At 68.6% G+C, this 26,397-nt stretch carries 22 protein-coding genes and 1 pseudogene; 12 read left to right on the top strand and 11 right to left on the bottom strand.

The window, feature by feature from the left end; all coding sequences use genetic code 11:
* The first annotated feature begins 637 nt into the window (after positions 1–637).
* Positions 638–1,318, top strand: coding sequence for a hypothetical protein (locus AB5J55_RS41475; protein WP_369275582.1), 681 nt, complete (start codon positions 638–640; stop codon positions 1,316–1,318).
* 3 nt (positions 1,319–1,321) lie between these two features.
* The gene (locus tag AB5J55_RS41480; RefSeq protein WP_369275583.1) at positions 1,322–2,311 is read left to right on the top strand and encodes an SRPBCC family protein; all 990 of its coding nucleotides are present in this window, start codon (positions 1,322–1,324) and stop codon (positions 2,309–2,311) included.
* A 399-nt stretch (positions 2,312–2,710) separates the two neighbouring features.
* Here the strand turns inward: AB5J55_RS41480 and AB5J55_RS41485 are convergent, their stop codons facing one another.
* The 3 genes from AB5J55_RS41485 to AB5J55_RS41495 are packed head-to-tail and all read right to left on the bottom strand — an operon-like array spanning position 2,711 to position 5,359.
* Entirely contained in the window at positions 2,711–3,727 is a 1,017-nt protein-coding gene (locus AB5J55_RS41485; protein WP_369275584.1) for an NAD(P)/FAD-dependent oxidoreductase, read from the bottom strand.
* Positions 3,724–4,254: an isoprenylcysteine carboxyl methyltransferase family protein gene (locus AB5J55_RS41490; RefSeq protein WP_369275585.1), complete on the bottom strand. Its 531-nt coding sequence runs from the start codon at positions 4,252–4,254 to the stop codon at positions 3,724–3,726. The genes AB5J55_RS41485 and AB5J55_RS41490 overlap by 4 nt, the downstream gene beginning before the upstream one ends.
* 37 nt (positions 4,255–4,291) lie before the next feature.
* Positions 4,292–5,359: a type III polyketide synthase gene (locus AB5J55_RS41495; RefSeq protein WP_369275586.1), complete on the bottom strand. Its 1,068-nt coding sequence runs from the start codon at positions 5,357–5,359 to the stop codon at positions 4,292–4,294.
* A gap of 149 nt (positions 5,360–5,508) precedes the next feature.
* On the opposite strand from AB5J55_RS41495, the gene AB5J55_RS41500 reads away from it, so the two are divergent.
* Positions 5,509–6,378: a UbiA family prenyltransferase gene (locus AB5J55_RS41500; protein ID WP_369275587.1), complete on the top strand. Its 870-nt coding sequence runs from the start codon at positions 5,509–5,511 to the stop codon at positions 6,376–6,378.
* Positions 6,379–6,701: 323 nt separating this feature from the next.
* Here the strand turns inward: AB5J55_RS41500 and AB5J55_RS41505 are convergent, their stop codons facing one another.
* Positions 6,702–7,088 (bottom strand): STAS domain-containing protein, encoded by a 387-nt coding sequence (locus AB5J55_RS41505; protein ID WP_369275588.1) that lies wholly within the window; start codon positions 7,086–7,088, stop codon positions 6,702–6,704.
* Positions 7,089–7,279: 191 nt separating this feature from the next.
* Between AB5J55_RS41505 and AB5J55_RS41510 the strand changes: the two genes are divergently transcribed.
* Together AB5J55_RS41510 and AB5J55_RS41515 are read left to right on the top strand one after the other, a co-directional pair.
* Positions 7,280–7,741 (top strand): ATP-binding protein, encoded by a 462-nt coding sequence (locus tag AB5J55_RS41510; RefSeq protein ID WP_369276450.1) that lies wholly within the window; start codon positions 7,280–7,282, stop codon positions 7,739–7,741.
* A 344-nt stretch (positions 7,742–8,085) separates the two neighbouring features.
* Positions 8,086–8,256: a hydrophobic protein gene (locus AB5J55_RS41515; protein WP_369275589.1), complete on the top strand. Its 171-nt coding sequence runs from the start codon at positions 8,086–8,088 to the stop codon at positions 8,254–8,256.
* 432 nt (positions 8,257–8,688) lie between these two features.
* On the opposite strand, the gene AB5J55_RS41520 is transcribed toward AB5J55_RS41515, so the two are convergent.
* Together AB5J55_RS41520 and AB5J55_RS41525 are read right to left on the bottom strand one after the other, a co-directional pair.
* The gene (locus AB5J55_RS41520) at positions 8,689–9,867 is read right to left on the bottom strand and encodes a N(5)-(carboxyethyl)ornithine synthase (protein ID WP_369275590.1); all 1,179 of its coding nucleotides are present in this window, start codon (positions 9,865–9,867) and stop codon (positions 8,689–8,691) included.
* A gap of 499 nt (positions 9,868–10,366) precedes the next feature.
* Positions 10,367–10,801: a subtilase-type protease inhibitor gene (locus AB5J55_RS41525; protein WP_369275591.1), complete on the bottom strand. Its 435-nt coding sequence runs from the start codon at positions 10,799–10,801 to the stop codon at positions 10,367–10,369.
* Positions 10,802–11,214: 413 nt separating this feature from the next.
* Between AB5J55_RS41525 and AB5J55_RS41530 the strand changes: the two genes are divergently transcribed.
* Together AB5J55_RS41530 and AB5J55_RS41535 are read left to right on the top strand one after the other, a co-directional pair.
* Positions 11,215–11,511, top strand: coding sequence for a transposase (locus AB5J55_RS41530; protein WP_369276451.1), 297 nt, complete (start codon positions 11,215–11,217; stop codon positions 11,509–11,511).
* A gap of 114 nt (positions 11,512–11,625) precedes the next feature.
* A complete protein-coding gene (locus AB5J55_RS41535; RefSeq protein ID WP_369275592.1) occupies positions 11,626–11,961 on the top strand; it encodes a hypothetical protein in 336 nt (111 codons plus the stop codon).
* Here the strand turns inward: AB5J55_RS41535 and AB5J55_RS41540 are convergent.
* Positions 11,958–12,763, bottom strand: a protein-coding gene (locus AB5J55_RS41540) for an IS5 family transposase (protein WP_369276452.1) whose coding sequence is annotated in 2 segments (ribosomal slippage) — positions 11,958–12,443 and positions 12,446–12,763 — 804 coding nt in all. Because the reading frame shifts where the segments join, the coding sequence is not laid out codon by codon here. The two genes, AB5J55_RS41535 and AB5J55_RS41540, sit on opposite strands and share 4 nt — an antisense overlap.
* A 149-nt stretch (positions 12,764–12,912) precedes the next feature.
* Positions 12,913–13,671: a transposase gene (locus tag AB5J55_RS41545; protein WP_369275593.1), complete on the bottom strand. Its 759-nt coding sequence runs from the start codon at positions 13,669–13,671 to the stop codon at positions 12,913–12,915.
* 138 nt (positions 13,672–13,809) lie between these two features.
* Between AB5J55_RS41545 and AB5J55_RS41550 the strand changes: the two genes are divergently transcribed.
* Positions 13,810–14,349 carry a hypothetical protein gene (locus tag AB5J55_RS41550; protein WP_369276453.1) on the top strand — a complete coding sequence of 180 codons (540 nt, stop codon included), beginning with the start codon at positions 13,810–13,812 and terminating at the stop codon, positions 14,347–14,349.
* 685 nt (positions 14,350–15,034) lie between these two features.
* Here AB5J55_RS41550 and AB5J55_RS41555 read toward each other — a convergent pair.
* Positions 15,035–18,565, bottom strand: coding sequence for a SpoIIE family protein phosphatase (locus tag AB5J55_RS41555; protein ID WP_369275594.1), 3,531 nt, complete (start codon positions 18,563–18,565; stop codon positions 15,035–15,037).
* A gap of 1,150 nt (positions 18,566–19,715) precedes the next feature.
* Between AB5J55_RS41555 and AB5J55_RS41560 the strand changes: the two genes are divergently transcribed.
* Together AB5J55_RS41560 and AB5J55_RS41565 are read left to right on the top strand one after the other, a co-directional pair.
* Entirely contained in the window at positions 19,716–20,279 is a 564-nt protein-coding gene (locus tag AB5J55_RS41560) for a serine hydrolase (RefSeq protein WP_369275595.1), read from the top strand.
* A 62-nt stretch (positions 20,280–20,341) separates the two neighbouring features.
* Complete coding sequence (locus tag AB5J55_RS41565; RefSeq protein ID WP_369276454.1) at positions 20,342–21,175, top strand: DUF4436 family protein; 834 nt, start codon at positions 20,342–20,344, stop codon at positions 21,173–21,175.
* Between the two features lie 490 nt (positions 21,176–21,665).
* On the opposite strand, the gene AB5J55_RS41570 is transcribed toward AB5J55_RS41565, so the two are convergent.
* Positions 21,666–22,439, bottom strand: a complete 774-nt coding sequence (locus tag AB5J55_RS41570) for a class I SAM-dependent methyltransferase (protein ID WP_369275596.1) — start codon at positions 22,437–22,439, stop codon at positions 21,666–21,668.
* A 564-nt stretch (positions 22,440–23,003) separates the two neighbouring features.
* Between AB5J55_RS41570 and AB5J55_RS41575 the strand changes: the two genes are divergently transcribed.
* Complete coding sequence (locus AB5J55_RS41575) at positions 23,004–24,512, top strand: DUF4246 domain-containing protein (protein WP_369275597.1); 1,509 nt, start codon at positions 23,004–23,006, stop codon at positions 24,510–24,512.
* 345 nt (positions 24,513–24,857) lie between these two features.
* Here the strand turns inward: AB5J55_RS41575 and AB5J55_RS41580 are convergent, their stop codons facing one another.
* The gene (locus AB5J55_RS41580; RefSeq protein ID WP_369275598.1) at positions 24,858–25,163 is read right to left on the bottom strand and encodes a hypothetical protein; all 306 of its coding nucleotides are present in this window, start codon (positions 25,161–25,163) and stop codon (positions 24,858–24,860) included.
* A 212-nt stretch (positions 25,164–25,375) separates the two neighbouring features.
* On the opposite strand from AB5J55_RS41580, the pseudogene AB5J55_RS41585 reads away from it, so the two are divergent.
* Positions 25,376–26,124 (top strand): annotated as a pseudogene (locus AB5J55_RS41585) (transposase family protein).
* Positions 26,125–26,397: the final 273 nt, after the last annotated feature.

Consider the following 26,397-nt stretch of genomic DNA (forward strand, 5'->3'; position numbering starts at 1 on the left):
GCCGGCGCATCCGGGGCGGCCGCCATCGAAGCCCTCGGTACCTCCCGCTAACGCCCCCAGACGCGACCTCGCCCGGCCGCACCTTCACGGTGCGACCGGGCGAGGTGCCGTACGGGCGAGGTCGGTGGCAGGCGTGAACCACGGCGTGGCCTTGCCGCGACCCGGACCACTTCCCCAAGTCCACCCCGTTCGCCGAGAACATTGACCAAGTGCTCACCGACGCGTTGTGGAACATCCTCGACTCCGCGAACTGATGCCGACCCGCCACGGGTTCCAGTACAAGACGAACATCCGGGACACCGGGAACCTGGAGCACTGGCTACTCAAGGTCGATCGACACCGCGCTTCGCGACCCGCGGACGCGGCATGCCTCAACCGCTCGCGCGCTATTCGAGGACGCGCCCGGTCAGCCCCGTTCCGCAGCGTGCCCGCACTGACACGGGCAGCACGTGCTGGGTCTCTGGGGAGATGCGCGCCCGCGCATGTGGGAGGAGGGTAGAGAGAGGGGTACAGCCTCCGAGACCGGGCGCCGGGGGCGAACGCAGGCGCTGGGGGCGAAGGCAGGCGCTGGGGCCGGGCGGCGTGGCCGCGCGCGACCTGAGCAACCTGATTCCGCTGACTTGACTTGAGGCCATTCATGGAAACCGAAACAAAAGCCACTCTGGCCGCAGCCCTCGCGACCGGATACGTGCTGGGCCGCACCAAGAAGGGCAAACTCGCCATCGGTGTCGCCTCCGTGCTCGCCGGTCAAGGACTACTGAGTCCCAAAGAGTTGGTCAACCGAGCGCTGCGCATGGCGTCCGAGAGCCCGCAGGCCGCCCAACTGCTGGACCAGGTCCGCGGAGAGCTGATGGACTCCGCCCGCGCCGCGCTGTCCGCCACCGCCGACCGCCGCCTGGGAGCGCTGGCCGACTCGTTGCAGCAGCGCATCAGCTCTCCTGGGGACAAGCCTGACGACGAGGAACAAGAGCCGCTCGACGAAGAGGAACCGGACGGCGAGGAAGAGGCAGCAGAGGAAGAGGAGCCGGAGGAAGAAGAGGAAGAGGCAGCAGAGGAAGAGGAGCCGGAGGAAGAAGAGGAAGAGGAAGAAGAAGAGGAAGAGGAAGAGCCGGAAGAGACACCGCCCCCTCGAAGCCGAGCGAAGAAGAAGACTCCCGCAAAGCGGTCCGGAGCCAAAACACCTCCAAGGAAGAAGGCTCCCGCTGGAAAGAAGGCCGCCGCGTCGAAGCCGACGGGTAAGAAGGCCGCGGCGTCGAAGTCGACGGGTAAGAAGGCCGCCGCCGGCAAGGCACCCACCCGCGGCAGTCGTAGGAGGTAGGCCATGGCCAAGACGGCGGAGAAGACCACTCCGAATGGAACCTCCGGCATGGACCAGCTCAAGGAGCAGCTGTCCGCGTTCGCTGCAGCGCAGGGCCAGCGGATGGTGGACAAAGCCGGAGACAAGATCAGTGATCTCGCTCAGGGCCTGGCAGAGGTTGGCGACGGCAACAGCACGTTGCTCAACGTCGGCAAGCGCGTACTGGGCGGCGGGCAGTCACCGGTCATGGCGTTCCTCAGCGAGAAGGCAGGAAACGTGAAGGACAAGGTGGTCGACAGCGTCAAGGGTGCCTTCGGGGGCGGCGGCAAGGCGGGGAGTGGGAAGGTCACGAACATCGTCGAGGTCATCGACGTCGGCAAGCCACTGCGCACCGTCTATGACCGCTGGACCCAGCTCGAGGAGTTCAGCTCCTTCGCCAAGGGTGTCCAGAGCGTCTCTCAGTCGGACGAGATCGAGAGCGGCTGGAAGGCCAAGATCGCCTTTTCCAGCCGTAGTTGGAAAGCCACCGTGCAGGAGCAGATTCCCGACGAGCGCATCGTCTGGAACTCCGAGGGTGCCAAGGGCACCACGCGCGGTGCCGTCAGCTTCCACGAACTGACTCCGGACCTCACGCGCGTGGTCATCGTGGTCGAGTACTACCCGTCCGGCTTCTTCGAGAAGACCGGCAACATCTGGCGCGCGCAGGGACGTCGCCTGCGGCTCGACCTCAAGCACTTCATGCGGTACGTCACGCTCTCCGACGACGAGGACCTGGAGGGCTGGCGCGGCGAGATCCGCGACGGCGAAGTGGTCCGTTCCCACGAAGAAGGTCTTGAGGACGACGAGGAGGACGAGCCCGAAGAGGGTGAGGTGGACGACGGCGAGGCCCGGAACGTGGAAGAGGAGGAAGAGGAAGAAGACGAAGACGAAGACGAAGACGAAATGGAGGACGGAGACGAATCGGAAGACGAATACGAAGACGAATACGAAGAGGAGGACGAAGCGGTCCGATAGGCCCAACCGGACCGGCGAGAGAGGCCATCACCGGCCCACGTCACACGCGGTGAGGTGTCACTGCACTCGCCGCGGGTGCCCTATCCGGGGGCTGAACCCGTGGGTCACCCGGTCTCGTTTCTGGCTCCCCGTGCGCCCATCGCCCTCTCGGAGCCGGCCCAGCCGAGTGCGAGGCCCGTCAGAAGCCTCTTCGTGGTTGCGTCCAACGCTCGTTCCCACTGCCACCCGTCCCAATTTGAACGTCCTCTGACCGGCGGAAACGCTCCTCGTGAGGTGTTGGAGCGTCAACTTTCGCTCAGCGGACTGAATGCGCGGCTCACGTCCTTGGGGTCCGGCGTCGCGCCCGCCGCTCGGGGATCTCCGGGCTTGGTTCACTTTCGGCTGAGAAAGGCCGGGCCACTACTGCAGTGCGCGGACCGCGGCCGAGAACACCGGGGGCATCCGGGACGCCGCAGGGACGATGAGACGGGCGGTGCCGGGACGACGGCTCGCGGCCAGCAGGGCCCCGGTCAGCAGCCGGTGGCGCCGGGTCAGCCGGGTCCAGGCGCGCTCGTATGCCGCTGGTTGTCCGGCGGCCAGGCAGCGGATGGCGGCTCCGGCGGTTGCCACTGCGAGGGCGATGCCTTCGCCGGTGAGGGCGTCCAGGTAGCCCGCGGCGTCGCCGACGAGCAGGACACGGCCGGCGGTTCTGTGCCGCACGCGCTGTCGCAGTGGTCCGGCGCCGCGCACCTCCGTCGCGGCCGGGCCGCGCAGCGACGCGGTGAGGGTCGGGAAGTCGGCCAGGTGTGCGTCGTATCCCCGGCGGCTGCGGCTGAGGACCGCGACGCCCACCAGGTCGTGACCGATCGGTGTCACGTAGGCCTCGCCGTGCCGGGACCAGTGGACCTCCACGTAGTCCGTCCACGGTTCGACGCGGTAGTGGCGGCGCAGTCCGTAGCGGCCGTGCGGGCGGGCCGGCAGTTCCAGCCCCAGGCCGCGGCGCACCGGGGAGTGCAGGCCGTCGGCGGCGATCAGCCAACGGGCCGTGGTGCCCGCGGCGGTGACCGTGTCCGCGCTCTGGCGCACCTCGCCGACCTTGCCCGGCAGTATTTGAACGCCGAGGTCGAGCGCGCGCTGGTGCAGTGCGGAGTGCAGCGTCGTACGGCGGATCCCCAGCCCACTGTGGCCGCCGCGGAAGGACGCTTCGGCGCGGGTGGTGCCGTCCACGTAGCGGATGCCGCGCAGTTCGCGGCCGGTGACCTCGACGCCCAGTGCTCGCAGCGCGGCGACTCCGCCGGGCATGACTCCTTCTCCGCAGGCCTTGTCCACAGGAGTGGTCCGGGGTTCGACGACGGCGGCCTCCAGTCCGGCGAGCGCGGCGTGGATGGCGGCAGCCAGTCCGGCGGGGCCGCCGCCGGCCACCAGTACGTCGATCATGCCGACACGGGCGTGGTCGCGGTGGCCAGTGCCTGGTTCTCGCAGCGGATGCGCACGGTGAGCAGGGCGGCGTTGAGTGCCGTGAAGACGGCCGCGGTGGTCCAGGCGGTGTGCACGAGGGGCAGGGCCACGCCCTCGGCGACGACGGCCACGTAGTTCGGATGCCGCAGCCACCGCCACCGGTAGGGGCCGCCCGTCACCAGCGGAAGACCGGGTACGACGATCACCCGGGTGTTCCACCGGGGGCCCAGGGTGTGGATGCACCACCACCGCAGCGCCTGGGCGCCCGCGAGCACGGCCAGCATGGGCCAGCCCAGGGCGGGTACGAACGGCCGGTCGGCCAGCCATACCTCGGCCGGGCAGGCGATCAGCAGGCCGGTGTGGAGGGCGACCATGGCCGGGTAGTGGCCCTGACCGGTCTCGGTCGCGCCGCGGGCGGTGGTCCACCGTTCGTTGCGGCGGGCGACGACGAGTTCGGCGACGCGCTCGGCGGCGACGGCGGCCACCAGCAGTCCGTACCAGATCATGTGTCCTTCGTGTCCTTCGTGTCCTTCGAGGTCCGAACTACCAGCGCAGCAGGACGAGTTCGCAGGCGAAGCCGGGCCCCATCGCCAGCAGCAGACCCGGCGTGCCCGGCGGCGGGCGGCGTTGGGCCAGGGTGTCGCGCAGTACGTGGAGCACCGACGACGAGGACAGGTTGCCCACGTCGGCAAGGTGACGCCAGGTCACATCGAGTGCCTCCTCGGGCAGGCCGAGGGCCTCGGTGACGGCCTGAAGGACCTTGGGGCCGCCGGGGTGGCACACCCAGGCGGTCACGTCCTTCGGCTTGATCCCGTGGCCGCCGAGGAACCCCTCGACGTCATCGGCGAGGTAATGGCGCACCACATCGGGGACCTTCGGGTCGAGGATGACCTGGAAGCCGGTGCTCTTGATGTCCCAGCCCATGACCCGCCCGGTGTCCGGATACAGATGACTGCGGGAGTCCACGATCGTCGGGCCGGCGGTCTCTTCCGGGCGGCCCGGGCGTTCCCCGCCGCACGCGACGACCGCGGCGGCGCCGTCGCCGAACAGCCCGGTGGCGACCAGGTTGGCCATGGAGGCGTCGTTGCGCTGGAAGGTGAGCGAGCACAGTTCGACCGACAGCAGTACCGCCACTTGGCCCGGACGGCCCAGCAGGTAGTCGTGCATACGGGCCAGGCCGGCGGCGCCGCCGGCACAGCCCAGGCCGAACAGGGGGAGCCGTTTGACGTCCGGCCGCAGTCCGAGGCGGCCGACCAGCCGTGCGTCGATCGAGGGGGTGGCGATGCCGGTGACGGAGGTGAAGATCAGCAGGTCCACGTCGGCGGCGGTCAGGCCGGCCATGTGCAGAGCGCCTCGGACGGCCTTGGCGCCCAGGTCGGTGGCGGCGGCGATGAAGACGTCGTTGGAGGCGCCGAATCCGTCCAGTTCCCCGTATCGATCGAGCGGCAGGGTCATGTGCCGCGAGCTGACTCTCACGCTGCGGTGCAGCCGGTCCAGGACCCGGCGGTCGCTGCCCTCCGGCAAACAGGTACGGGCCACCATGTCGGTGATCTCGGACTGGGTGCGACGGTGCGGTGCGAGGGCACCGTGAACGGCGGCGATCCGCGTCATGTGGTTCCCGTCCGGTTACCGACTGGGGTGAGTTGCTTCCCACGTGTTCCCCGGACCGGGCCTTCGACACCATGGATCGCCCGTCCGGCCGTTCGCCACGAGGGCGCGTGCTCGAGCCGGGTGGGGCCGGGACGCCTACGATCGGCCCGGTGAGCACTCCCGAGCAGTCGACGGTCGGCGGCCCGGCCGCGAGTTGGGCCAGCCGGGTGGGCGGCCTGGCCGGATCGTGCCACCCCGGGCCTGTCGCGGCGGTCACCGCCTTGATGGCCGCCCTCGCCGTCACCGCCGGCCAGGGCGCCGCGCGTTGTGTCCTGACCGCCGCCGCGGTGCTGACCGGGCAGTTGTCCGTCGGCTGGTGCAACGACGCGTACGACGCGCGCCGGGACATCGCCGCCGGCCGTCGGGGCAAACCCGTTGTCGACGGCACGGTCGGCGTGACGGAGGTGTGGGTGGCCGCGTATGCCGCACTGGTGCTGTGCGTGCCGCTGTCGTTCGCCTGTGGGCTGTGGGCGGGCGTCGTTCACCTGACCGGGGTGGCGGCGGCGTGGGCGTACGACCTGCGGCTCAAGGCGACAGCGTGGTCCTGGGCGCCGTACGCGGTGGGTTTTGCCGCGCTCCCGGCGTTCGTGGCGCTGGGGCTGCCGGGGCAGCCATGGCCGGCCTGGTGGGTCGTCACCGCCGGGGGGTTGCTGGGAGTGGGCGCGCATCTGGGCGATGTGCTGCCGGACATCCGCGGGGATCTGGCGACGGGCGTACGGGGCTGGCCGCACCGGCTGGGTCCGGACGGCGCGCGGCTGCTGCTGCCGGTGCCGCTGGTGGCCGCGTCCGCGGTGCTGGCGCTGGGGCCCGCCGGACCACCCGGCAGATGGGGAATTGCGGCGCTCGCGGTGGCCGGCCTGGTCGCGGTGGCGGGGACGGTGCTGGGACGCCGCTGGGAGCGAGCGGCTTTCGCGGCAGCGGTCGCCGTTGCGGTGGTGGACGTGGCGTTGCTGCTGCTGCGCGGCACCGGGATCGCCTGACCGCGCCGCCTCAGCCCAGGGTCAGCCCTTGATGCCGCAGAGCGTGTCCGGCTTCTGCGCGCGGGTGTGGCGGGCGGCCTTCGGTGCCGACGGTGATCATGGGGTACTGGTTCGGCTTGCGCTACTCCCGTGGAGGGTGCCTCCCCACGTGCCCCTCTCTGGTAAGAACAGGCCCAGCTCGAGGGCGACGGTGACATGCTGGCCACCCACGGTGGAGGTGGCGTCGCCCGAGGAAATGCGCCGTGTCATGGACTCGGCATGCATGCACGGACAGCCGTCCATCCTGGTTCAAGCAGCGCCGGATGCGTGAGGCGCCTGACGTATCACTGCGGGTGCGGGTGCCCGCCGTTCAGGGCCTGTTCGACGGTGAGGTGGCAGTCGATGAAGGTGTCTACGCCGACAAGCCGGACGATGCGCTGTACGGGATCGGTGAGGGCGGCCAGGCGGAGCCAGCCTCCGTTTGCGGCAAGGCTGCGGTGGGTGCCGATGAAGATGTTGATGCCGGTGGAGTCCATGAAGCTGACGCTGCTCATGTCGACCACCACGCGGGAGAGGGCAGGTGTGGTGGCGTTGAGGGCCTGCTGCAGCGGCTGGCTGGTCTGCTGATCGATCTCTCCCGTGACGGTGACTACGCGGATTCCGTCGTCGACGGTGGTGGTGACCGACAGCTGGCCCAGTTGCCCGGTCCCCGTCATTGCTTGCTCAGCCATGACTGTAATCCTGGCACGCCCTGATCGTGGACCCAAGGGCTGCCCGTACCGTGTGGGTGAACTCTGTGGATGGCGGAGCCGGCAACGCGCGTTCTGGCGTCATCGTACGCAGGGGGAGTCAACCGGCCGCCCATGGGTAGGCGCGGGCCTGTGAAACGAGGGCGACGGTATTGATAAGGGAAGTGGACCCGCTGGCTGAGGACGGCAGCGCCCAGGACGGACGTTCCCGCGTGCAGACCACGGTGGCCCTGGAGGGCGGCGGTGCGACGATCGCGCAGGCCCGTCACCTGGCCGTCAGCTTCCTCTCCCAGGCGCAGGACCGGCACGGTGTGCCGGTGTCGCAGCGCGCGATGGAACTGACGCAACTGGTCGTGAGCGAGCTGGTCACGAACGCCCGCAAGTACGCTCCGGGCCCGGTGCTGATGCATCTGGGCATTGCGGGGGAGTGGGTGGAGGTCGTGGTGTGGGACTCCGACCCGGTCCTCCCGGTGGCCCGGGCCGCCGATGCCGACCGCATCGGCCAGCACGGTCTGGAGATCGTCATGGCAGTCGCCGAGAGTTTCGAAGCGTATCGGGAGCCGGTCGGCAAACGCATCACCGTCCGCATCGCCCTGCACGATGATGCCGACGCCTCCTCGAGTCGGCCTCAGTAGGCCACCCGTGGGCCGTCGACGAGTCCCTCCGGTAACTCCCCCACTTCCAGCCGTGTCACCTGCCCCGTCGGCGTCCAGTCGCCGGGAGGAACGAATCGGATCAGGTGAGCACCACAGCAGGCGCCGGAGGGAGGCGCTCACTGCTGCAGCGGGCGAGAGAGGTTGCCGTCGTCCCCATCCGCCGCTTTCTGTAGCTCCGGTACCCACCGTCTGCCCCGACCCCGTCATGCGGCCCGTTCAGCACGGCCTGGTCGAATTCCCGGGGGTTGCGGAAATATGCATTCAACTTTTGAGCGCGTGAAGTGGCTTCTGCGGGGCACCTGATTGCGCGGAGGTTGATAATCATGGTTCCCCTGCTTCTCGTTCTGCTTCTCGCCCTGATCCTTTTCGGTGCCGGGTTCGCCCTCAAGGCCCTGTGGTGGATTGCCGTCATCGTCCTGGTGGTCTGGCTGCTGGGCTTCGTGGTACGGCCCGCCGCCCACGGTGGCCGCAAGGGCCGCTGGTACCGCTGGTAAACAACACCCAGCGCGAAGGGCCCCACCGAAGATCGCCGGTGGGGCCCTTCGCTATGCCACCGCGGCGCACGCATCCACGGAATTCCACATCGGACCAATGGGGGCCGACTCAAGGGGCAGGGGTGTCCGTGTGGCCGGAGAGCGGGCGGTGCTTCGCAGGGGTCCGTGCGCCTTCAACCCCATCCGTTCCGCCCGCATTTCACCGCCTGCCCCAAAAGCGTCGTGTCTGCGCCGGCCACTCGCAGAGTGCCACCTTTCCGGCAGTTCCGGGTCATCCCCAGGTTGCGGCACGGCGCTCATATGTCGTACCCGTGCGGCGAACTCGCCGAGATGGTGTCTGCCCTGCGGCTGTGGACGGAAGGCGACCGGGACACGTCCCATGGCGATTCGCGACAGCGGTCGGAGGACGATCGAACACGGGATGCCCCGCCGCTACGGCCGCGACGCCGAACCGGTCCTTTCGTGGGCATGCGGGTACTCCGCGGTGCGATGCTGGAAGGCGAGCACCTTTGGGTTCTGGACGACGCCCTGGCGGATCTCGATGGCGTGCCGGATCGTGTCGTCGGCGTCCCAGCCGTCGGGGCCCTGGAGCACGGCGTCCAGATACGGCAGGAGTGCCTCGCTGTTCTCCCAGGTCGCGGAGTTCCACAGGTAGGAGGGGCTGTGGTCCACTCCGTAGTACCTGACGCGGTCGCCGACGGTGAACATCGGGTCGGTGAACGTGGTGGGCCGGGCCCAGTCGAAGCCCATGCCCTCGTCGCAGGAGACGTCGATGACCAGGGTGCCGGGGGCCAGCTTGGGCAGGTCCTCGTCTATCAGGAACATCAGCGGCGCGTCCGTGTCCTGCAGCACGCAGTTGACGATGATGTCGTGTCCGGCGAGGAACTCGGCCAGCGGCAGCGGGCCGTCCTCGGTGAGGGCGACACTGCGTCGTGGGGCGAGGGTGTCGTCGGCCTTGTCGTGGTCGAAGTGGACGATCCGCGCGGAGTGGATGGGGGAGCTGACGGCGGTGACGCCACGCGCCGTGAGGACGTCGACGTCGTGCACGCCCAGGGCGCCGAGCGCGGTCACTGCGCCGCGGGCGGTCGCGCCGAAGCCGATGACGACCGCGCGCTGCCGTCGCCCGTAGTCGCCTGTCACGCCGGTCAGTTGCATGGCGTGCAGGACCGAGCAGTACCCGGCCAGCTCGTTGTTCTTGTGGAAGACGTGCAGGTTGAAGGCGCCGCTGCGGGTCCAGTGGTTCATCGCCTCGAAGGCGATCAGGGTCAGCCGCCGGTCGATGGCGGCCTGGGTGACCCTCTCGTCTTGGACACAATGGGGCCAGCCCCACAGAACCTGACCCTCGCGCAGTTCCGCCAGGTCTTGGTGGAGCGGTTTGGCCAGCAGGATGACATCGCAGTCGGCGATGAGCTCCTCGCGCGTGCGAAAGCCCGCGACGAGCGGGGCGAGCTGGCTGTCTGGGACGCCGAAGTGCTCTCCATAGTTCTCCTGGAGGTAGATGCGCTTGCGGAGACCGGCGTCGATGCGGTCGAAATGAGCGGGGTGAACGGGCAGACGATGCTCGTTTTCCTTGCGGGTCTGCGACATGATTCCGAGCTTGAGCTGCTGCAAAATGCCCCTTTGGTTGCTCCCTGTTTAGCACACCGGGGCAGTCCCGCAGCCGAATGCGTTGGGCGGGACCAGGGGCGGGCGAGGCGTTAGCCGGCCGGCGGCCACGACCAGAGACGGGGTAATCGCGGCAGGCCATGCGGGCTGCCGCTTGCTCCTCCGTCGTCGGCCCCGCAGGGCCGAGCTACTGATCTCGGGCAATACGGCCCGGGCGGGCGGGCGCTGTACGACCCGCGCCCCCGGCGACCCGAGCCGCTTCGACTGGACTGTCGACAGCCCCTGATCGGGCCCGGGTGGCGACGGCGCGGGGACACTGAACGTAGGCGTGACCCGCCCCGCCCGTGGTGAGATCTGAAGCCCTGTTATCGGACCGCGGTCTCGCCCACCCGTCCCACGTGGGGAGCGGGACCCTTGTGGCCGATGTCGCGACACGGGCTGAGGTGATGGCGACGCAGTACGACCAAAGGGTCCCGCTGGTGAGGCATCTACTGAGCTGTGGGGCTCAGAAGGCGAACGCCGAAGCCCCCTGCGTTTCCTTTATGCAGGGATTGGCGAAGGTGTGCTCGTAGTTCACGCGCGTACCGCGCCATACACCTTCAACGGTGACGACAATGGGGCGGTATTCCTTGGTGCAGGGCCGTCCCGTCTCATTTCGCCGGAGTGTGGCTAAGCGGTCGAGGTCCCCGTTCACGCGGTCCAGGTCCGCACAGGCTTGTCGCGGATCGGGGTGAGTTCCCGTAGTGGTGTACGCACAGTTCACGGTGACCGCGCGCTCCGGTGCTGTCGTGGCTGCCTTCTCACCCTGGCCGGTGGTCATGACCAGGGACGAAGGGGCGTACAGCGAGGCGGGGGCGCTGTGGGCGGGCGCGCTCAAGGGACCAGCGAGGGTTGCGGTGAGCAGGGCTCCTGTCATTGCCCAGCGTGTCATCGGTTGCATGGTGTATCTCCTTTCTGTTCGCGGTGCTCAGTGCCTCGAAGTACCCGTCTTGTTGCGCCCGTCCCACGGTGAGGCAGTTGGCGTCTTTGCTGTCGCGGCAATTCAGACCAGATTGCGTATTCAATCAGTGGCTTGATTGACTGACCACTCTTCACGGTTGCGGAGGTGAGCGGCTTTTCGTTCGGTTCGTCGGTTGCAGGTGTGGCCGATGCACTCGCGTGCGAAATGGCCTGAACCTGGTAAGTGTGTTTTCGGCCCGGGTTCGCACGCTCGCCCGAGCTGTCTCGGACGGGAGCCGGCGCGAGTTCCGCTTCGTGCTGGAGTACAAGGCAGCTGGTGCGGGCGGGAAGTGATCGCGACGCGGTCGACCGTTTCTTCCCCTCCTCCAAGCGCGCTCGTGCATGCTGGTGTTGATGGGGGTGCGGCTGGACGGCTCCAAGGAGCTGATCGCGTCGGCCGAGGGGGTGGGTGAGTCGGCCGCGTCGTGGGCGGATGTGCTGAGCGACTGCCGCCGACGGGGCATGCGGGATCCGGAGCTGGTCGTCGGCGACGGGGGGATGGGTCTATGGAGGGCCCTGGCACAGGTGTTCCCCGCTGCCCGCCATCAGCGGGTGCTGGGTGCACAAGGCCCGCAATGTCATGAACGCCCTACCGAAGTCCGACCAGCCCAGCACGACGAAGGCGATACAGCAGACCTGCCATGCGGATGACCGGCTCAAGCAGCTGACATGGATCATCGCCTTAAGAGCTCCTAACAGAATGATCTGCCTTGACGTCTTCATGGCCACATCAGGATCGGTGAACGTGGTTGGTAGGGTCCGGCAGTGACCTTGACGGACCTCAGCTACGGCTTTCGTGACGATGATCAGCGGCGCCGCGTCCAGGCGGTTATCCACGATCGTCTTGCTGACGACCGCGAGCCGCAGGAGTGTCGTTACCTCATGCGGTTCTGGTGGCAGCTGGGCATGCCGTACCAAGAGGTGTCGTTGGCGCAGCTGAGCTTGAACGTTCGCAAGTCGAAGCTGGACGTGCTTGAAAGGCTGATCAGCGCCATCAGGACGTCCCACGACGAGATCGACGCATGGGTAGCCAGCGCGCAGGACGCCTTCCCGGTGATTCAAGATCGTGGCTTCCGGGCCGCCTCGGGTGACGACTGCTAGTGCAACAAGTTGAGTTGCCGGTGGGCGATGAGGCAGCAGGCGAGTCTGAGGAACGCTTCGTGGATGTCGGCTCGTCGTTCCCAGCGGATCCGTAGGCGTCGAAAGCCGTGAAGCCAGGCGAAGGTGCGCTCGACCACCCACCGGTAGATGCCAAGACCGGTGCCGTGCCGGGTGCCGCGGCGGGCGATGGCCGGCACGATGCCGCGAGCGCGGACCTGGTCGCGGTAGATGTCGTGGTCGTAGCCGCGGTCCGCGAACAGAGAGTCCGGTTTGCGCCGTGGCCGTCCCACGCGGCCACGGATCGGCGGGATTGCGTCGAGCAACGGCAGGAGCTGGGTGACGTCGTTGCGGTTGCCGCCGGTCAGCAGGATTGCGAGCGGAGTGCCGTGTCCGTCGGTGATGAGGTGATGTTTCGATCCGGCTCGCCCACGGTCAACCGGCGAAGGGCCCGTGTGCTTCCCCCTTTTAGGGCCCTGACGTGGGACGAGTCGACCACGCACCGAGACCAGTCCAGCCGTGAGGCCGCGTTCAGCTCGGCCAGCAGGACCTCGTGAAGCCGCTGCCACACGCCGGCCTCGTTCCAGTCCCGCAGCCGCCGCCAGCACGTCATGCCCGAGCCGAAACCGAGGTCCTGTGGCAGGTACTCCCACTGGATCCCGGTGTGCAGCACGTACAAGATCCCGCACAGCACTTCCCGGTCCGGCAACGGCTTGCGGCCCGGATACCGGAACCTGCGCTCACGCTGCGGCAACAGCGGCTCCAGGCGATCCCACAACTCATCCGACACGAACCACGGCGACATCCCCACACCGGGCCGAACGCTCAACTCCCGCCCCGGAGACGGCAACCAGAACTGATCCACCTCATTGTGTTAGCCGTTGTAAGGGCCGGCCCCCGTAAATGATCTCTGGGTCCGCATGGACGCGGCTGTTCCCCGTGTGGCCCGCTCGCCTATCCAGCGAGGGTGAGGTTGTGGAGGCGGGCGATGCCGAGCATGGCGTGGTGGACGCCGTCACCCTTGAGACGGCAGTCGCGGAGTACCTTCCAGGTCTTCATGCGAGCGAAGACGTGCTCGACGCGGGCTCGGACTTGCTTGTGGGAGCGGTTGTGCTCTTGCTTCCAATTGCATAGTTCACCGCTGGCGGGGCGTCGATGCGGGATCACAAGGCCGGTGCCCGGGTAGCCGCCATCGGCGATTGTGGTCGTCTTCCCGACGGCCGCCTTGGCCCCGGACTCGTCCCATGCCTTGCAGTCGTTACGGTTACCCGGAACCGGCCGTCCGACCGCGACGACCAGGCGGGTGTCGGCGTCGACGACGACCTGGTGGTTGGTGGAGTACCTGTAGTTCTTTGATTGCTCGGCGATTCTGTGGTCGCGGGTGGGAACCAGGGTGCCGTCCACGATGAGCACTGTGCCCTGGCGGAAACGCTGTCGCTGCTTGAGCGCGAGCAGTGGGCCGGTGCGGGCGACGATCCGATCGGCTGCGGACTTCGAAACACCGAAGAGCGGGGCGAGCTGCCGCAACGGCAGGTTGGTGCGCCAGTAAGCAGCAACGAGCAACACCCGGTCCTCCAGCGGTAGCGACCACGGGCGCCCAGGCCGCAGCACTTCGGCTCCCTCGCGGCGCAGCATCGTGATCAGCTTGCGGGAAGCGCGCGGGTTCAGCCCGGTGAACGGGGCTATCCAAGATGGCTCCGACGCCGTGATCACTGCTGGAACACCAAGATCGTCCCACTACCCGGGGCCCGGACATACGGAGATCCCTGCCTGCCAGAATTTCACTGGGCGGTCTCGTCATCGGCCGGTACCGTGCGACGCAGAACCAAAGGGGATGAGCCGGTGCGCCCAGTGCTGTTGGTGGATGTGGACGGACCGCTGAATCCGTATGCCGCGAAGCCGCACCGCCGGCCCGGGGGCTATCAGACGCACCGCCTACTGACGCCTCGCTGGAAGGCCGCCGAGCGGCGCCGACTAGCTGAGTGGGGGCTCCCGAACAAGCCCGTGAAGCCGCTGCGGGTGTGGCTTAACCCGGATCACGGCCCGGCGCTGGATGCCCTTCCCTTCGACCTGGTGTGGGCGACCACGTGGGAGGAAGAAGCCAACGCCTTCATCGCGCCAGTCCTGGGATTGCCGGAGCTGCCCTTCATTCCCTGGCCCTCCCCGCGAGCCCAGCCCGGCGGCGGTGTGTTCTGGAAGACGCCTGAGATCGTCACGTGGGCGAAAGGCCGGGCGTTCGCTTGGATCGACGACGAGATCACAGAGGCCGATCGCGCCTGGGTGAAGGAACACCACGACGGTCCCGCCCTACTGCACCGGATCGACCCCCGATGCGGCCTTGCCATCGACGACTTCACCGCGCTGACGGCGTGGGCGACCGGCCTGGACTGACTTCACCGCCGGTCGACAGCCGTCCGCGACGCCGTTCCGCACGAACATTGCGGGACGGCCCTTAAAGGCTGTTGCACAACGGCGATCTCGCTCAGATCCAGCCACCGACAGCAAGGTCAACTGCCCGAATATGCATGCCTTCCTGCCGTCTTGGAACGCAGCATGAAGGAGACCCGGAAGATCGACCAGGCGTTGTGCAACAGCCTTTAGGTGTCGGCTGGACGTTGTGCAAGGGAGAGGCGTGTGTGCGGACTTGACCCCCGACCACATCACACTCGACGAGTGGGGCAATCCGTTGGTCGACGGGATCCCGATCCCGGCTCGCACGGTGAGACGCGCACGTCGTGCCGCCGCCAACTGCCGGTACTCGCCTTGAAACTCAAGGTTGGGCGAGGCTCCCCGCGGCTGTCGGGCTGCGCGAACCACGATACGTCCGTGGTGCCAGAACGGCGGGGGCGGTCCACGCCGCAGAGCGCGCGCCGCGCACGCCGTTGCCGTGGCGGGGGCCTCACCGAATCGCCCAGGGCGTTCCGTTGGCTGACAGGGCGGACTTGGCGCGACCTGTCGGCGGCATCGCGAACAGCCGAGTCGCCACACCGGCCACGACTGGCCAGCGTCACTTTCACAAGATCCTGTTGCGAGCTCTTAGAAATGAAACCGCAGCAGCGGTCGGGCGTATGACACTTCAGTCGGCGTGAGGAGCGCGAGTTGGAGACGATGGTTCGGCGGTGGCGGCGAGGAGGGCGGTGTCGTCGTCGACCCGATCGGGGGTGTTCAGCAACTCCAGGGCTCGTTCGGTGATCAGCTGGGGGTCGGTGCGGGCGGCGGCGGGAAGCGTGCCGCAGGTCTGGCGCAGGGCCTCCAGACAGCCGTCCAGGGACAGCGCCCGGTTTTCCACCAGGCCGTCGGTGTACATCAGCAGGCTGGTGCCGGGCGGGAACGCCACCTCGCGGTCGACCGGGGCGCTGCCCAGCCCCAGCGGCAGTGCCGGGGGCAGCTCCAGATAGGCGGTGTCGGTGGCTATCAGCAGGGGCGGCAGGTGCCCGCTGGCGGCGTAGCACAGGCGGTGGCGGTGTGGGTCGTAGACCGCGTACAGGCAGGTGGCGAAGCGTTCGGCGGCGAGCGACTGCATGTAGGCGTCCAGCCTGGCCAGTACCTGGGCCGGGCCGTCGCCCTCCATAGCGAGGCTGTGCAGGGCGGAGCGGAGTTGGGCCATCACGATGGCGGCTTCCACGTCGTGGCCCATGACGTCGCCGATGGCCAGCCCCACGGCACCGTCGGGCAGTGCGAGCACGTCGTACCAGTCGCCGCCGACCTCGGCACCGCGGTTGCTGGCCCGGTAGTGGGTGGCCAGGCGCACCCCGGGCACCTGGGGCAGGCTGTGGGGCAGCAGGGCGCGCTGCAGGGTCAGGGCGAGGCGGCGTTCGTTGTGGTAGCGGGTGGCGTTGTCGTAGGCGAGGGCCAGGCGGTGGGCGAGGTTCTCCAGATACTTGTGTTCGACCGCGGAGTAGCCGGTGTGCCGGACCAATACCAGGGCCCCCAGGGTCTGGTCGTGGGCACGCAGCGGAAGGGCCAGCATGGAGGCGGGCGGCGGGTGAGCGCCGGCTGGGGCCGGGGCGGTGCCGTTGATCGCGTGGGTGGCGGCGGTGGCCAGGGTCTCGCGGGCAAGCAGCGGAGTCCCGGCGATGTATGCCGGTGGCGACTGTGCCGGGGCGGGTCGTGCGGCGGTGAGGTGGATGCTGATCTGGTCTGCGAAGTCGGGCAGCAGGATCTGGCCGGCAGTTTGGAGTATCTGGTCCGGGTCGAGAGTGGCGGACAGCCGCAGGCCCGCGTCGGCCAGGGAGCCCAGCACGGCCAGCTGGTTGCGGGTCTCGGTGAGGGCCTGTTCACGCAGCCGGGACAGTTCCAACCCGGTGCTGACGCGCGCCAGCAGCTGGCGCGCGGAGAAGGGTTTGGCCAGGTAGTCGTCGGCGCCGGCCTGGCGGCCCTGGACGGATTCCTCCTCGCCGGCGCGGGCGGTGAGCAACACGATGGGCAGGCGGGCGGTGCGCGGGTCGGCGCGCAGCGCCCGGACCAGCTCGAAGCCGTCCATGTGGGGCATCATCACGTCGCTGAGCACCAGCTCCACCGGCTGCGCCAGGGCCATCTCCAGGGCGGCCCGGCCGTCGGCGGCGAGCAGTACGTCGTAGTCGGGCTCCAGGAGCTGGGTGAGGTAGGCGCGCATGTCGGCGTTGTCGTCGACGACGAGCAGGCGGGCTCGGTGGGGGCGGTCGGTTGCGTGCGGCCCGGGGCCTTGGAGGGGAGTGTGGGTCGCGGAGGCGTGCGGGGTGCGTGCCGCGGGGGTCGGCGCAGCGGGGGCGGGGTCAGCCGCCAGCCAGCCCAGCGCCTCGTCCACATAGGGTGCGGCGCGGCCGGGCAGGCTGCCTCCGCCTTCCCTGGGGGTTTCCCCGGGGGAGCCGGTGTCGGCTGCCGGCGGGGCCGGGCGGGGCCGGTGGGCGGCGGTGAACGGGAGGTGCACTGTGACGCTGGTGCCCTGCCCGAGCTGACTGTCCACCCCGACGGTGCCGCCCTGCGCTTCCACAAGGTCCTTCACCAGCACCAGGCCGAGGCCGCTGCCCTCGTGGGAGCGGGAGCGGGCGCCGCGGACCCGGTGGAAGCGCTCGAACAGGCGCGGCAGCTCGTCCGCGGGGATGCCGGTGCCGGTATCCGTCACGGTCAGCCGGGCCCGGTCGCCGGCCGCGACCACCTGCACCCGGGCGCCGCCGGTGAAGGTGAACTTCAGGGCGTTGCTGAGCAGGTTGAGGATGATCTTCTCCCACATCTCCCGGTCCAGGGACACCGGCTTGGACAGCGGCGGGCAGTCCACCTCCAGCGTCATCCCGGCCGCCTCGAAGGCAGAGCGGAACACCCCGGCCAGCTCGGCCGTGGCACCGGCGAGGTCGACCGGCTCGAGGACCGGGCGTATCTGCCCGGCATCGGCCCTGGCGACCTCCAGGAGGGTGTTGACCTGCTTCAGCAGGCGCAGGGCGCCACGCTCGGCCAGGTCCAGCTGCTCGCGCCGCTCGGGCCGGTCCTCGTCGGCCAGGGCCTGCTGGAGCGGGCCCAGGAGCAGGGTGAGCGGCGTGCGCAACTCATGGCTGACGTTGGCGAAGAAGGCGGTCTTGGCCCGGTCCAGCTCGGCGAGCGCCTCCGCCCGCCGGCGCTGCTCGTCGTGGGCGAGCGCTGCCGTCAGCGCCCCGGCCACGGCGGCGGCGAGTACCTCCAGAAAGTCCCGGTAGGCCGCGGCGGGCGGGAAGCAGGGGTTGATGCCCACGACCAAGACGCCTCCCACCTGGCCGGCGCAGTCCAGCGGCAGAGCCAGCGCCTCCTCGACCGGGAGCCGGGAGGCCGCGGCGTGCCGGCCGGCGGTGTTGCCACCGGTGAGCGCGGCGGCCGACAGCGTGGCAGGGGCACCGTCGGTGACAACCTGCGTCAGCCGGGCCGCGACCTCCGACCCGTCGGCCGTATTCAACGAGACGGGCTCAGGCGCCTGCTGGAGCCCGGCGCAGGACGCCAGCCGCAGCATGCCCGGCTCGGAGGCCAGGTACAGGCTGAGGAACGGGATCTCCTCGGGATAGGAGCTCAGCACCTCCGCGACGACGCGGGCGACTTCGTCCGGAGTGAGCAGCCCGGCGGTGCGGGCACCGGTCTCGCTCAGCAGGCGCAGCCGACGCTCGCCCAGTACCCGGCCGGTGGTCTCGGTGATGATCTGCAGCACGCCGCCGGATGTGCCGTCGTCCAGCAGCACGGGCTGGAAGGAGGAGTCGAAGTAGCACTGTTCCGGAAAGCCGTGGCGCTCCATGATGAGCGGCTCATCGGCGATCAGCAGGGACTTGCGGGTGTCGGTCACATAGTGGAAGTGGTCGCTCACGGGGTGGGCCCAGACTTCGGGAAACACATCCTTATAGGGCCTGCCGAGGGCCCAGGGATGCTTGGCGCCGACAATGGGTGAGGAGCCCAGGTTGTACAGAGTGGCGAATTCGGCGCCCCAGTACAGAGCCATCCCGTGCTCAGAGGTGAGCATGAGGCGCAGGGTGTCCACCAAGGGGCCCGGCCAGGACTCGGGGGGCCCGAGCGGCGTCGCCGCCCACTCGATCCCGGCCAGCAGCTCGCCGAAGGCACCGGCCTCGGCGAACATCCGGGCCGCCGCGGTGCTCGGGTCATCGGGCCGGGTCATCGAGAAATCTTCCTCCTGGCGCCTATGCGCTTCGCCCGCGCCCTCCCAGCGCTACCGACAGCCACTCAGTGCGGATCCTCCGGGCAGATCGGACGCCGGGTCCGACGGTTCAGGCTGCACGCTGCCGAAATTGGAACAGAAAAACAGCCTAAACTGCGATTTTGTAAGAAGTGTAAACTTTCAGATGCCGCAATGCCGGTGCCCGTCGCCCAGCCAGACGTTCCTCACGGACGCATCATTGGACGGGCGGAAATGATCGACGCCCTTCGGCGGACGTTCGAGCTGGCCTGGCAGCGCGCTATGCCGGTGCCCGTAGGTGGAAGCAGCCGGGTCCGGTGCCGCCTGGCGCTTGCCGGGTACGTCGTGTTCTTCCTGGCCCGGACGGCGAGAAGGCGAGAAGGCGGCGGTGAAGCTTCGGATCCGTCCCTTTTTGGGGACCTGGCCTCGCCGACGGCCGAGCTGAAGACCCACACGGTCGTGGCGGGCAGACCGCGGTGCGCATCCTGGGCCCGCGACCTCCATCAGGGCATCGAGGGAATCGCCGCCCGCGCCGTCGAGGAGGCACTGGACCGGCACCCGGCCGTGCTCGCGGTCGATCTCAACGCGGTGGAGTTGTTCACCGCTGCCGAGCTCAACGTCCGCTGTCCCTGCGCGAACCTGGCCACACCGGTGAGGGGGGGAGGGTTGGCATGGCTGCGCCCGCGGCATGGCAGGGCGGGGCGCGTGTGCCAGCCTGCGTTCGGGCAAGAACTTCCACGACTCGTCGCCTCCACGCTGCCGCCCCGTCGTCCGCATGCACGTGCTCGGGCCACCCCGTAGCGTGGATTACGTGCGTTCCGCCAACACCGCCTCGGCGTCGCCCGGGAGGCCTCGTGGCTGTCGGTAGGGAACGGGATCACATGGCAGAGAGCAGCTTCCGCATCAGGACGCTGGCTGCCAGGGCATTCTGGTTCCTTCTGACGACCCGGCCTGGTGTCGGCCGGCGCCGCATCACGGCGCACCCGCCCAGCGGCGCACCCGCAGCGGACTTGATGACCTCAACCCTCCGATGTTCGAGATGGCACTGAGCCGATCTCGTTCCAGGTGGCGAAAGCGGGTGGTGTCCGTGAACCGGACGGCGTCGTTGTGCACCGCCGAGGGCGCCACGGCTGTGGTCGTACTGGCCGGTGTCGCGAACCCGCATGCCTACGCGAGCGGCGATGACCGGGAAACGCGCAGCGCGGAGGTTCTCCAGGAGCTGGTGCCTTCCCCGGATGGCCCGGGCCGTACGGCAGCCGGCGGCGTACGGGGCAGCGTTGTCCCGGAGGCGGGAAGAGGGAAGGCTGAATTGAAGGCAGGCCGCGTCATCACCTCGAAGGCAGTCTTCGACGTGGCCTCCAACTCCAACCAATTCGCCGCAGACACGGCCCTGTTGCCGGCCGGGCGGCAACACCTCGCGCTGAACGACCCCCTGTCCGACCACCTCGACAACCCTCCGGCCTGGGCGCGGGACGTCCCGCTTGGCGACCTGATGCGCCACACGAGCGGCATTCCCGACCACCAGGATCTGCCGGAGGCCAAGGACATCGGGACGACCTTCATCCAGCAGGAGTTCTTTCGCAGCACCGTCAAAGTGAGCCCGGACCGCAACACTGCCGTCACCGTCGTGTGCAACGCGGAACCACCCGATAGCTTCCGTGCGGCAAACCAACTGCCGGACACCTGGACCAAGTGATGCGTCAGGGCCGTCCGGGACCTGCCGAGTCGCCTCGCCCACGGCGCTTCGGAAGGTCCATCCTGCCCGTGCTCATCCTCATCGCCTTCTTGATCGTGGCGGCGGTGACCGTTGGCTCGTGGCTGCAGTTCACCGAGCGGCAGGCGGTCGACACGGTGCACACCGTCGGATCCTCGGCCGCCGACCGGGTGGATGTGGAGGCCGTCGTCCAAAGCGTCGACGCCGCGGGCAGAGAGCTGGTGCTGCGGGTCTGGGTGACCCCGCGCGGGACCCTCGGCGAGGCGGACGGGGCGGCCCCGGTGGCCGATCTCAGCCTCCAGACCTCGGGGGCGACCCTCAGCGACCTGAAGTTCGCGGCGCATGAGCGGCTCGCGACGCGAGACGTGCAGGTTGCGCTCACAGGCGGATCGATCAGTGACTACCCGTTCGACACCTACGAGACCGACATCGCGTTCCGGGCGCAGCTGGGCGGCGAGCAGGTGCCGGTACGGATGCTGTTCTCCAACGCCGACACGCTCTTCTCGATCTCCGCGGAACCCGCGCCCTCCCGGCAGGAGGCCGTGGTGGCGGTGGAGCTGGCGCGATCGGGCAGCCTGCTCGTCTTCGCGGTGTTCATGATGGTGGTGATGTGGGCGCTGGCGGCGGCCGTGCTCATCGGGGCCTGGTACCTGACGACCAGCGGCGAGGGCCTGGTCTGGCCCGGCCTCGCCTGGATGGCCGCCACCCTGTTCGCCCTCGCCGCGTTCCGCAACACCGCCCCCGGCACACCCCCGATCGGCTGCGTGCTGGACTGGTTCGCCTTCCTGTGGGCCGAGACCATCATCGCCCTCTGCCTGGTCACCGTGGTCCTCACCGGCGTCAACAAGGCCCTCCACCAGGCCGCGCCACCCGTGTAGTCGCTCCGCCGCACCGGGCCGGCCACGGCCACGGTCGGGCGCGTATGGCGGCATGCCGGGATCTGAGGCGGGTCGGTCTACAGGATCCTCCTTCGGGGGCCCACCCCCTGAGCTCTGACTCCAAGGGCGCGCTCGAACAGCTCTCGCTGCACTTCGCGCGGCATCTCGCTCCTCGCGGGATCACGGTCGACAGCGTGCTCCCCGGCGCTACGGGACAACGGCATCGCGGTCTTCCAGGTCCCCGATGGAAGGAGGCGGTGCTTGTCCAGGACGACCTGGCCGCGGACCTGTGCGGGGTCTCCGAGTCCTCCAGCCGCCGGGCGGTTTCCTCAGTGGAGGGGCCGACGAGGTCGAGGCGCTGATGAGCTTCGATCACCTCCATGTAGACCTCGCCGCGGGCGGTGGCTTGTTCGCTTTCAACGTCGGCCCGGAAGCCGAAGCCGCTGGTGCCGGCTGTTACCTGCCGTCCCACGCCGAGCGGTGGGATCACCTACACGCCGGCGCGTGCCACTAGCAGCGGCTGGAAGAAGCCAGTCTCCTGTGGCATTCGCCACCCGAGGTCGACAAAACCGGCCTCGGCTGCGAGGCCCGCCAACCGGTCCCGGCCGAGTGCCCAGTACGTGGTCCGGCGGACCCGGACGCGCCAATGTCCGCCTGCCGGGAGGAGTTGGAAGTGCTCCAAGTCGTAGTGCTCGCCGTCGTCGTGCCAGTGCCAGAGCTGGAAGGTGACGGTACGTTCTCCGCCCTCGGTGTCGGCGATCTGGTGGACTTGTGGAGGCGTCGAAGCGGGGCGGTCGCGCACCAGATCGTCATAGGGGCGGGTGCTGACCAGCAGCAGGCCGGTAGGACGCAGCACGCGGCGCATCTCGGCCAGGGCGGCGTGCACATCCTGCTCCGTCAGCAGGTGAGGCAGCGAATTGTCGGCGCAGACGACGGTGTCGAACTGGCCGTTCGGAAACGGGAGGCGTCGCATGTCGGCGACGGCCGTGTGCAGGCCCAGGCCCAGGCGGGCGCCCTCACGGGCAGCGCGGGCGGCGGCACGGGGGCTGAGGTCGCTCCCGGTGACGCGGTGCCCGCGCAGCGCCAGACCGATCGCCTGTGTGCCGATGCCGCAGGAACAGTCGAGCACCGCCGCACGATCCTGGCCGATCAGGGCGTCCAGGGCGTTTCCTTGCCGACGGATGCTCGCGTCCCAATCTGCGTAGATCAGGTGGTAGTCGTCGGCCAGCTCGTCGTAGAAGTGCGCCACCGATGTCTCGGGCATGACCCCAAATTACAGTGCCGGATTACCCCGAGGCCCTGGTCGCCCCATGAACGGAGCGGCCCCCTCTCACTGACGAGTAAGGGGTTCAGAACACTTTCTCCTGGGACGGCTCGGATAAGAGCCAAGGGTGCGGGGCGGGACGTCTTGCTTGAGTAGAGCCGGCCGCACGGTGGCGAGGCTTGTTTTTCTCCGCTGGCCAGTATGCGCGCCGGCGTGCGGTGGCCCAGTCGGCGGGCAGTTGGCGCGGCGCCGGCTGGTGGACCACCCCATCAATGATCTCCCTTCCCGACGCGCGAGCGGTCCACCGGGCGGGGGGCGGAAGAAGTGTGGGGGTGGGCTATCGGCCGACACGTACGGCCGCCTCCTGTGCGACGGTCGCGTTGATGTGCGAGACCTCGGGCTCCTCGGCCTCGGTCTCGGCCGCGGATGAGCACGAGCCGGGCATCACGCGACTATTCAGGAGTCCTGGCCCCCGGATCAACGACGACAGCAGCCACGGCTGCGGTGTCAGTCCGCTGTCGTATCCTTCCCGCTGCCGCACACCGACTGGGAGGACCAAGAGAATTGACTGACCTGTCTGCTTTCCCGCTGCCTTTTCAGGCTTCCCGTTCCATATCGTTCGCGACACCCCGAACGCTTCGGGAACTTCAGATGATGCAGTGCAGCGCCCACATTCGGGCGAAGCCAGGGTGGTTCGACAAGATGAACGACGCCGACATCGTCGCCAGGTGGACGCAAGAAGCGGTCGCCCAGGGTCTCACCGAAGCGCAGGTGCGTTACGTGCTTGCCGAACTCGCGCATTACGCCGCACTGCGGGACGGACAAACCGGCGTCGAGGTCTCCGCCGTCGACGGGGTGTGGCAGTCGGACACACTGGTCGACAACGAGCTCAGATCGCGGCTGCGCCAGGCGGTTCGGGTTCTGGAACAGGTCCCCGCAGCGGAACAGGACTGGCACCCCGGATCCGATGGTCAGGTACTGGATCTGGTTCATCCCTCACTGTTCTGCCTGGTGCGCGACGTGAGCGGTGCACCCGAGCGGGCTTGGCAGAACCCGGCGGACCGCTATTCGCGGTACGAATTCTCGGAGAAATTCCAGTGGCTGCCCACTGACGTGGACGTCAGTGACGACGGCGATGTCGCCTTCCGTTCGTACGTCAACAACGTCCACCCTGATACTCATCGTGAACTGGCCTCCGTCCTACCAGACTTGTTCGCGCGCCTGCGCCCACTGCTGGAGAACGTGCTCACTGATCTGCGCCATCCGCGGCCCTTGAGGATCGAGGCCGATCCTTACGGGTGGTACGACTCGGAGCCGGAGTACCCGGACAAATCTGCCTACGGTGATGATGAGGCCTACCAAGAAGCGGTCCGTGCTTGGGAACAGGCCCAGGACGACTGGTGGGAAAACCGCCGCCCGGTCATCCCGGACGCCCCGGCCTTCACCCCGCCCGAGTTGCCCGATGACTCCGCCCGAGTCGACCTGCGCGGCCGCCGTCTCCAGGTCATCGTCAAGCTCGCCACCATTCATCTCACCCCGGACAAGCCCGAGTACGCCGGCGGTTCCTGGCATGTCGAGGGGATGTTGAACGAGCGGATCGTCTCGACCGGCATCTACTACTGGGACAGCGAGAACATCACCGAAAGCCGGCTGAGTTTCAGGGCGGCACTCGACGACCCGGCCTACGAGCAGAACGACGACAACGGTCTGCGTGAGGTCTATGGACTGGAGGACGAAGACGCCCTGAACCAGATGCTGGGATCGGCATCGACCCCAGCGGGCCGCTGCCTGGCGTTCCCGAACATCCTCCAACACCGCGTCGGCTCCTTCCGCCTCACGGACCCCACCCGCCCGGGACATCGCAAAATTCTCGCGTTCTTCCTGGTCGACCCCTCGGAAAAGATCGTCTCGACATCCGATGTGCCACCGCAACAGCCATGGTCCCCCGCCTCGACCATGACGCTTGAACAGGCCAAGAGCTACCGCGAACAACTCATGCAGGAACGCAAGTTCTTCGTCGACGAACACAACGAGCAGCTCTACGAACGAGAGTTCTCCCTCTGCGAGCACTGAGGAGCACGGCGGCAGGCTGCGCTCCTGATCCGCACCGCTCAAGGGCCGGGCGTCGGGAGCCGCACCGTCCGGTGCCGCGGTGGCGCAGCGCGCACCCCACGGAAGATCGCCAGTCGTTCGAAGGACGGAGATCAGGTCAACCTGGCGCGCTGACAAGCGATGCTGCGTGGCCGTCCCCTGGGCGGCCGGTGTCGAGGGCGGCAGCAGGGCAGGTTGAGAAGCCATCCGGGCAACTTATCCGAACGCCGTTTCGGACCCAAGCGATTAACTGAGCATTTTCAGCGTGACCACCTATCAGGTGACAGCTCCGGCGCCTCTGGCGTCAAGCACTTGCCGGGGAGGCAGTCAGTTGAAAGCGTCGGTCATGCAGTCCACCCGGCAGTCGGCAGCCTCATAGCGCTGGCGGAGGGCGGCAGCTGCTTCTTCGCGCTCCACAAAGAGGTACCCGTAGTGCTGGCGCGCCACCCTGGTCACGTCTCCGACCGTGACGATGGCCGGTTCGCCGTGTGCGGCCCGTCGACGCGCTCCGGCGATTGCCATGTCCGCAGAGCGCAGCAGGTTTCTGGAACGATCCCGGATCACGGCTGCCTGGGCGCGTTTCGCCGAGAGGGGACGCAGGACATGTCCTCTCCAGACGTAGCCGGCGGCCACAAGGATGAGACCGAGCGCTACGAACAGGAGTCCGCCTGGGGCGTGAGGTCGCATCTATCCAGTCTTCACCACTCGCGTGGTGACCGTCATGCCCGCGTCGGCGGCCGATTGTCGGAGCGACTTGGTGTCAGTGAGCCCTTGCGCAACGCACGAGGCTCCCGTGCCGCTGAGGGAGGTGTTCGAAGTCTCAACCCACAGGCACAGGAGCCGCGTTGGTTCCGTATTCTGCCGCACTCGACCTGCCTCACGCCCTGGTCGAGTGGGTCACCATGCTCATCGTCACCCCGCTAGGGTGACCGCCGCTGCAAGCTCCCACCGCACCAGCGTGCCCTGGTCGGCCTGGTGTACCTGCACCGGCACGACACCCTCGCCCAGATCGCCGCCGGCTTCGGTATCTCCGTCGGCACCGCCCACGCCTACACGACAGCCGTCGTCGACCTGCTAGCCGACCGGGCTCCCGGCCCGCTGCGTGCCTTGCGCGAGACGGACCCGGACTACGTCCTGCTCGACGGCACCCTTGCCGAGTGCGACCGGGTCGGCGACAGCCGGGCCGACTACCCACAAGCACCGCCGACACGGGGTGAACGTGCAGGTGGTGACCGACCCCGCCGGGCGGCTGCTGTGGATCTCGCCGACGATGCCCGGCCGCGCGCACGATCTCACTGCGGCCCGCGCCCACCGGATCATCCGGATCTGTGAACGCCAGGGCGTCCCGGTCCTCGCCGACCGCGCCTACATGGGAGCCGGCCCATGGGTGACAACACCCCTCAGACGCCCGCCGGGCCGTGACCTCACCCCGACCCAGCAAACCATCAGCCGAGCGCTGGCCACGGCACGGGCACCGGTCGAACGCGGCGTCGCACGACTGAAGTCCTGGCGGATCTTCCGCAAGTCCCGGTGCAGTCCGAATCGAATGTCGTCAATCTCCGCGGCCGGGCTCACTCTGGAGCGGCAACGCTGAAAGACCTCACTGACCGCTGCAAACTGAGCCAAGCCCGCGATCTTGCGGCTGGCGATCTTGGTGGGTGGGCTGTGCGGTGCGTGCTGATCTTGTGCCAGACGACTTGTGGTGCGCACGTGCCGATCGCGGCGCCGATGCACGCCGGCACTATCCGCCGCGCCCTGCGGCGCGTCGGCCATGCGGGCAAGCCCGCACATGCCGTCATCCAGGCCCTGGACGGCCTGCTGGACGACTTCGGTGACGGCCTCGACGACAACACGGCGCTACTCGCTC

The organism is Streptomyces sp. R11 (genome assembly GCF_041051905.1).
Classification (GTDB): domain Bacteria; phylum Actinomycetota; class Actinomycetes; order Streptomycetales; family Streptomycetaceae; genus Streptomyces.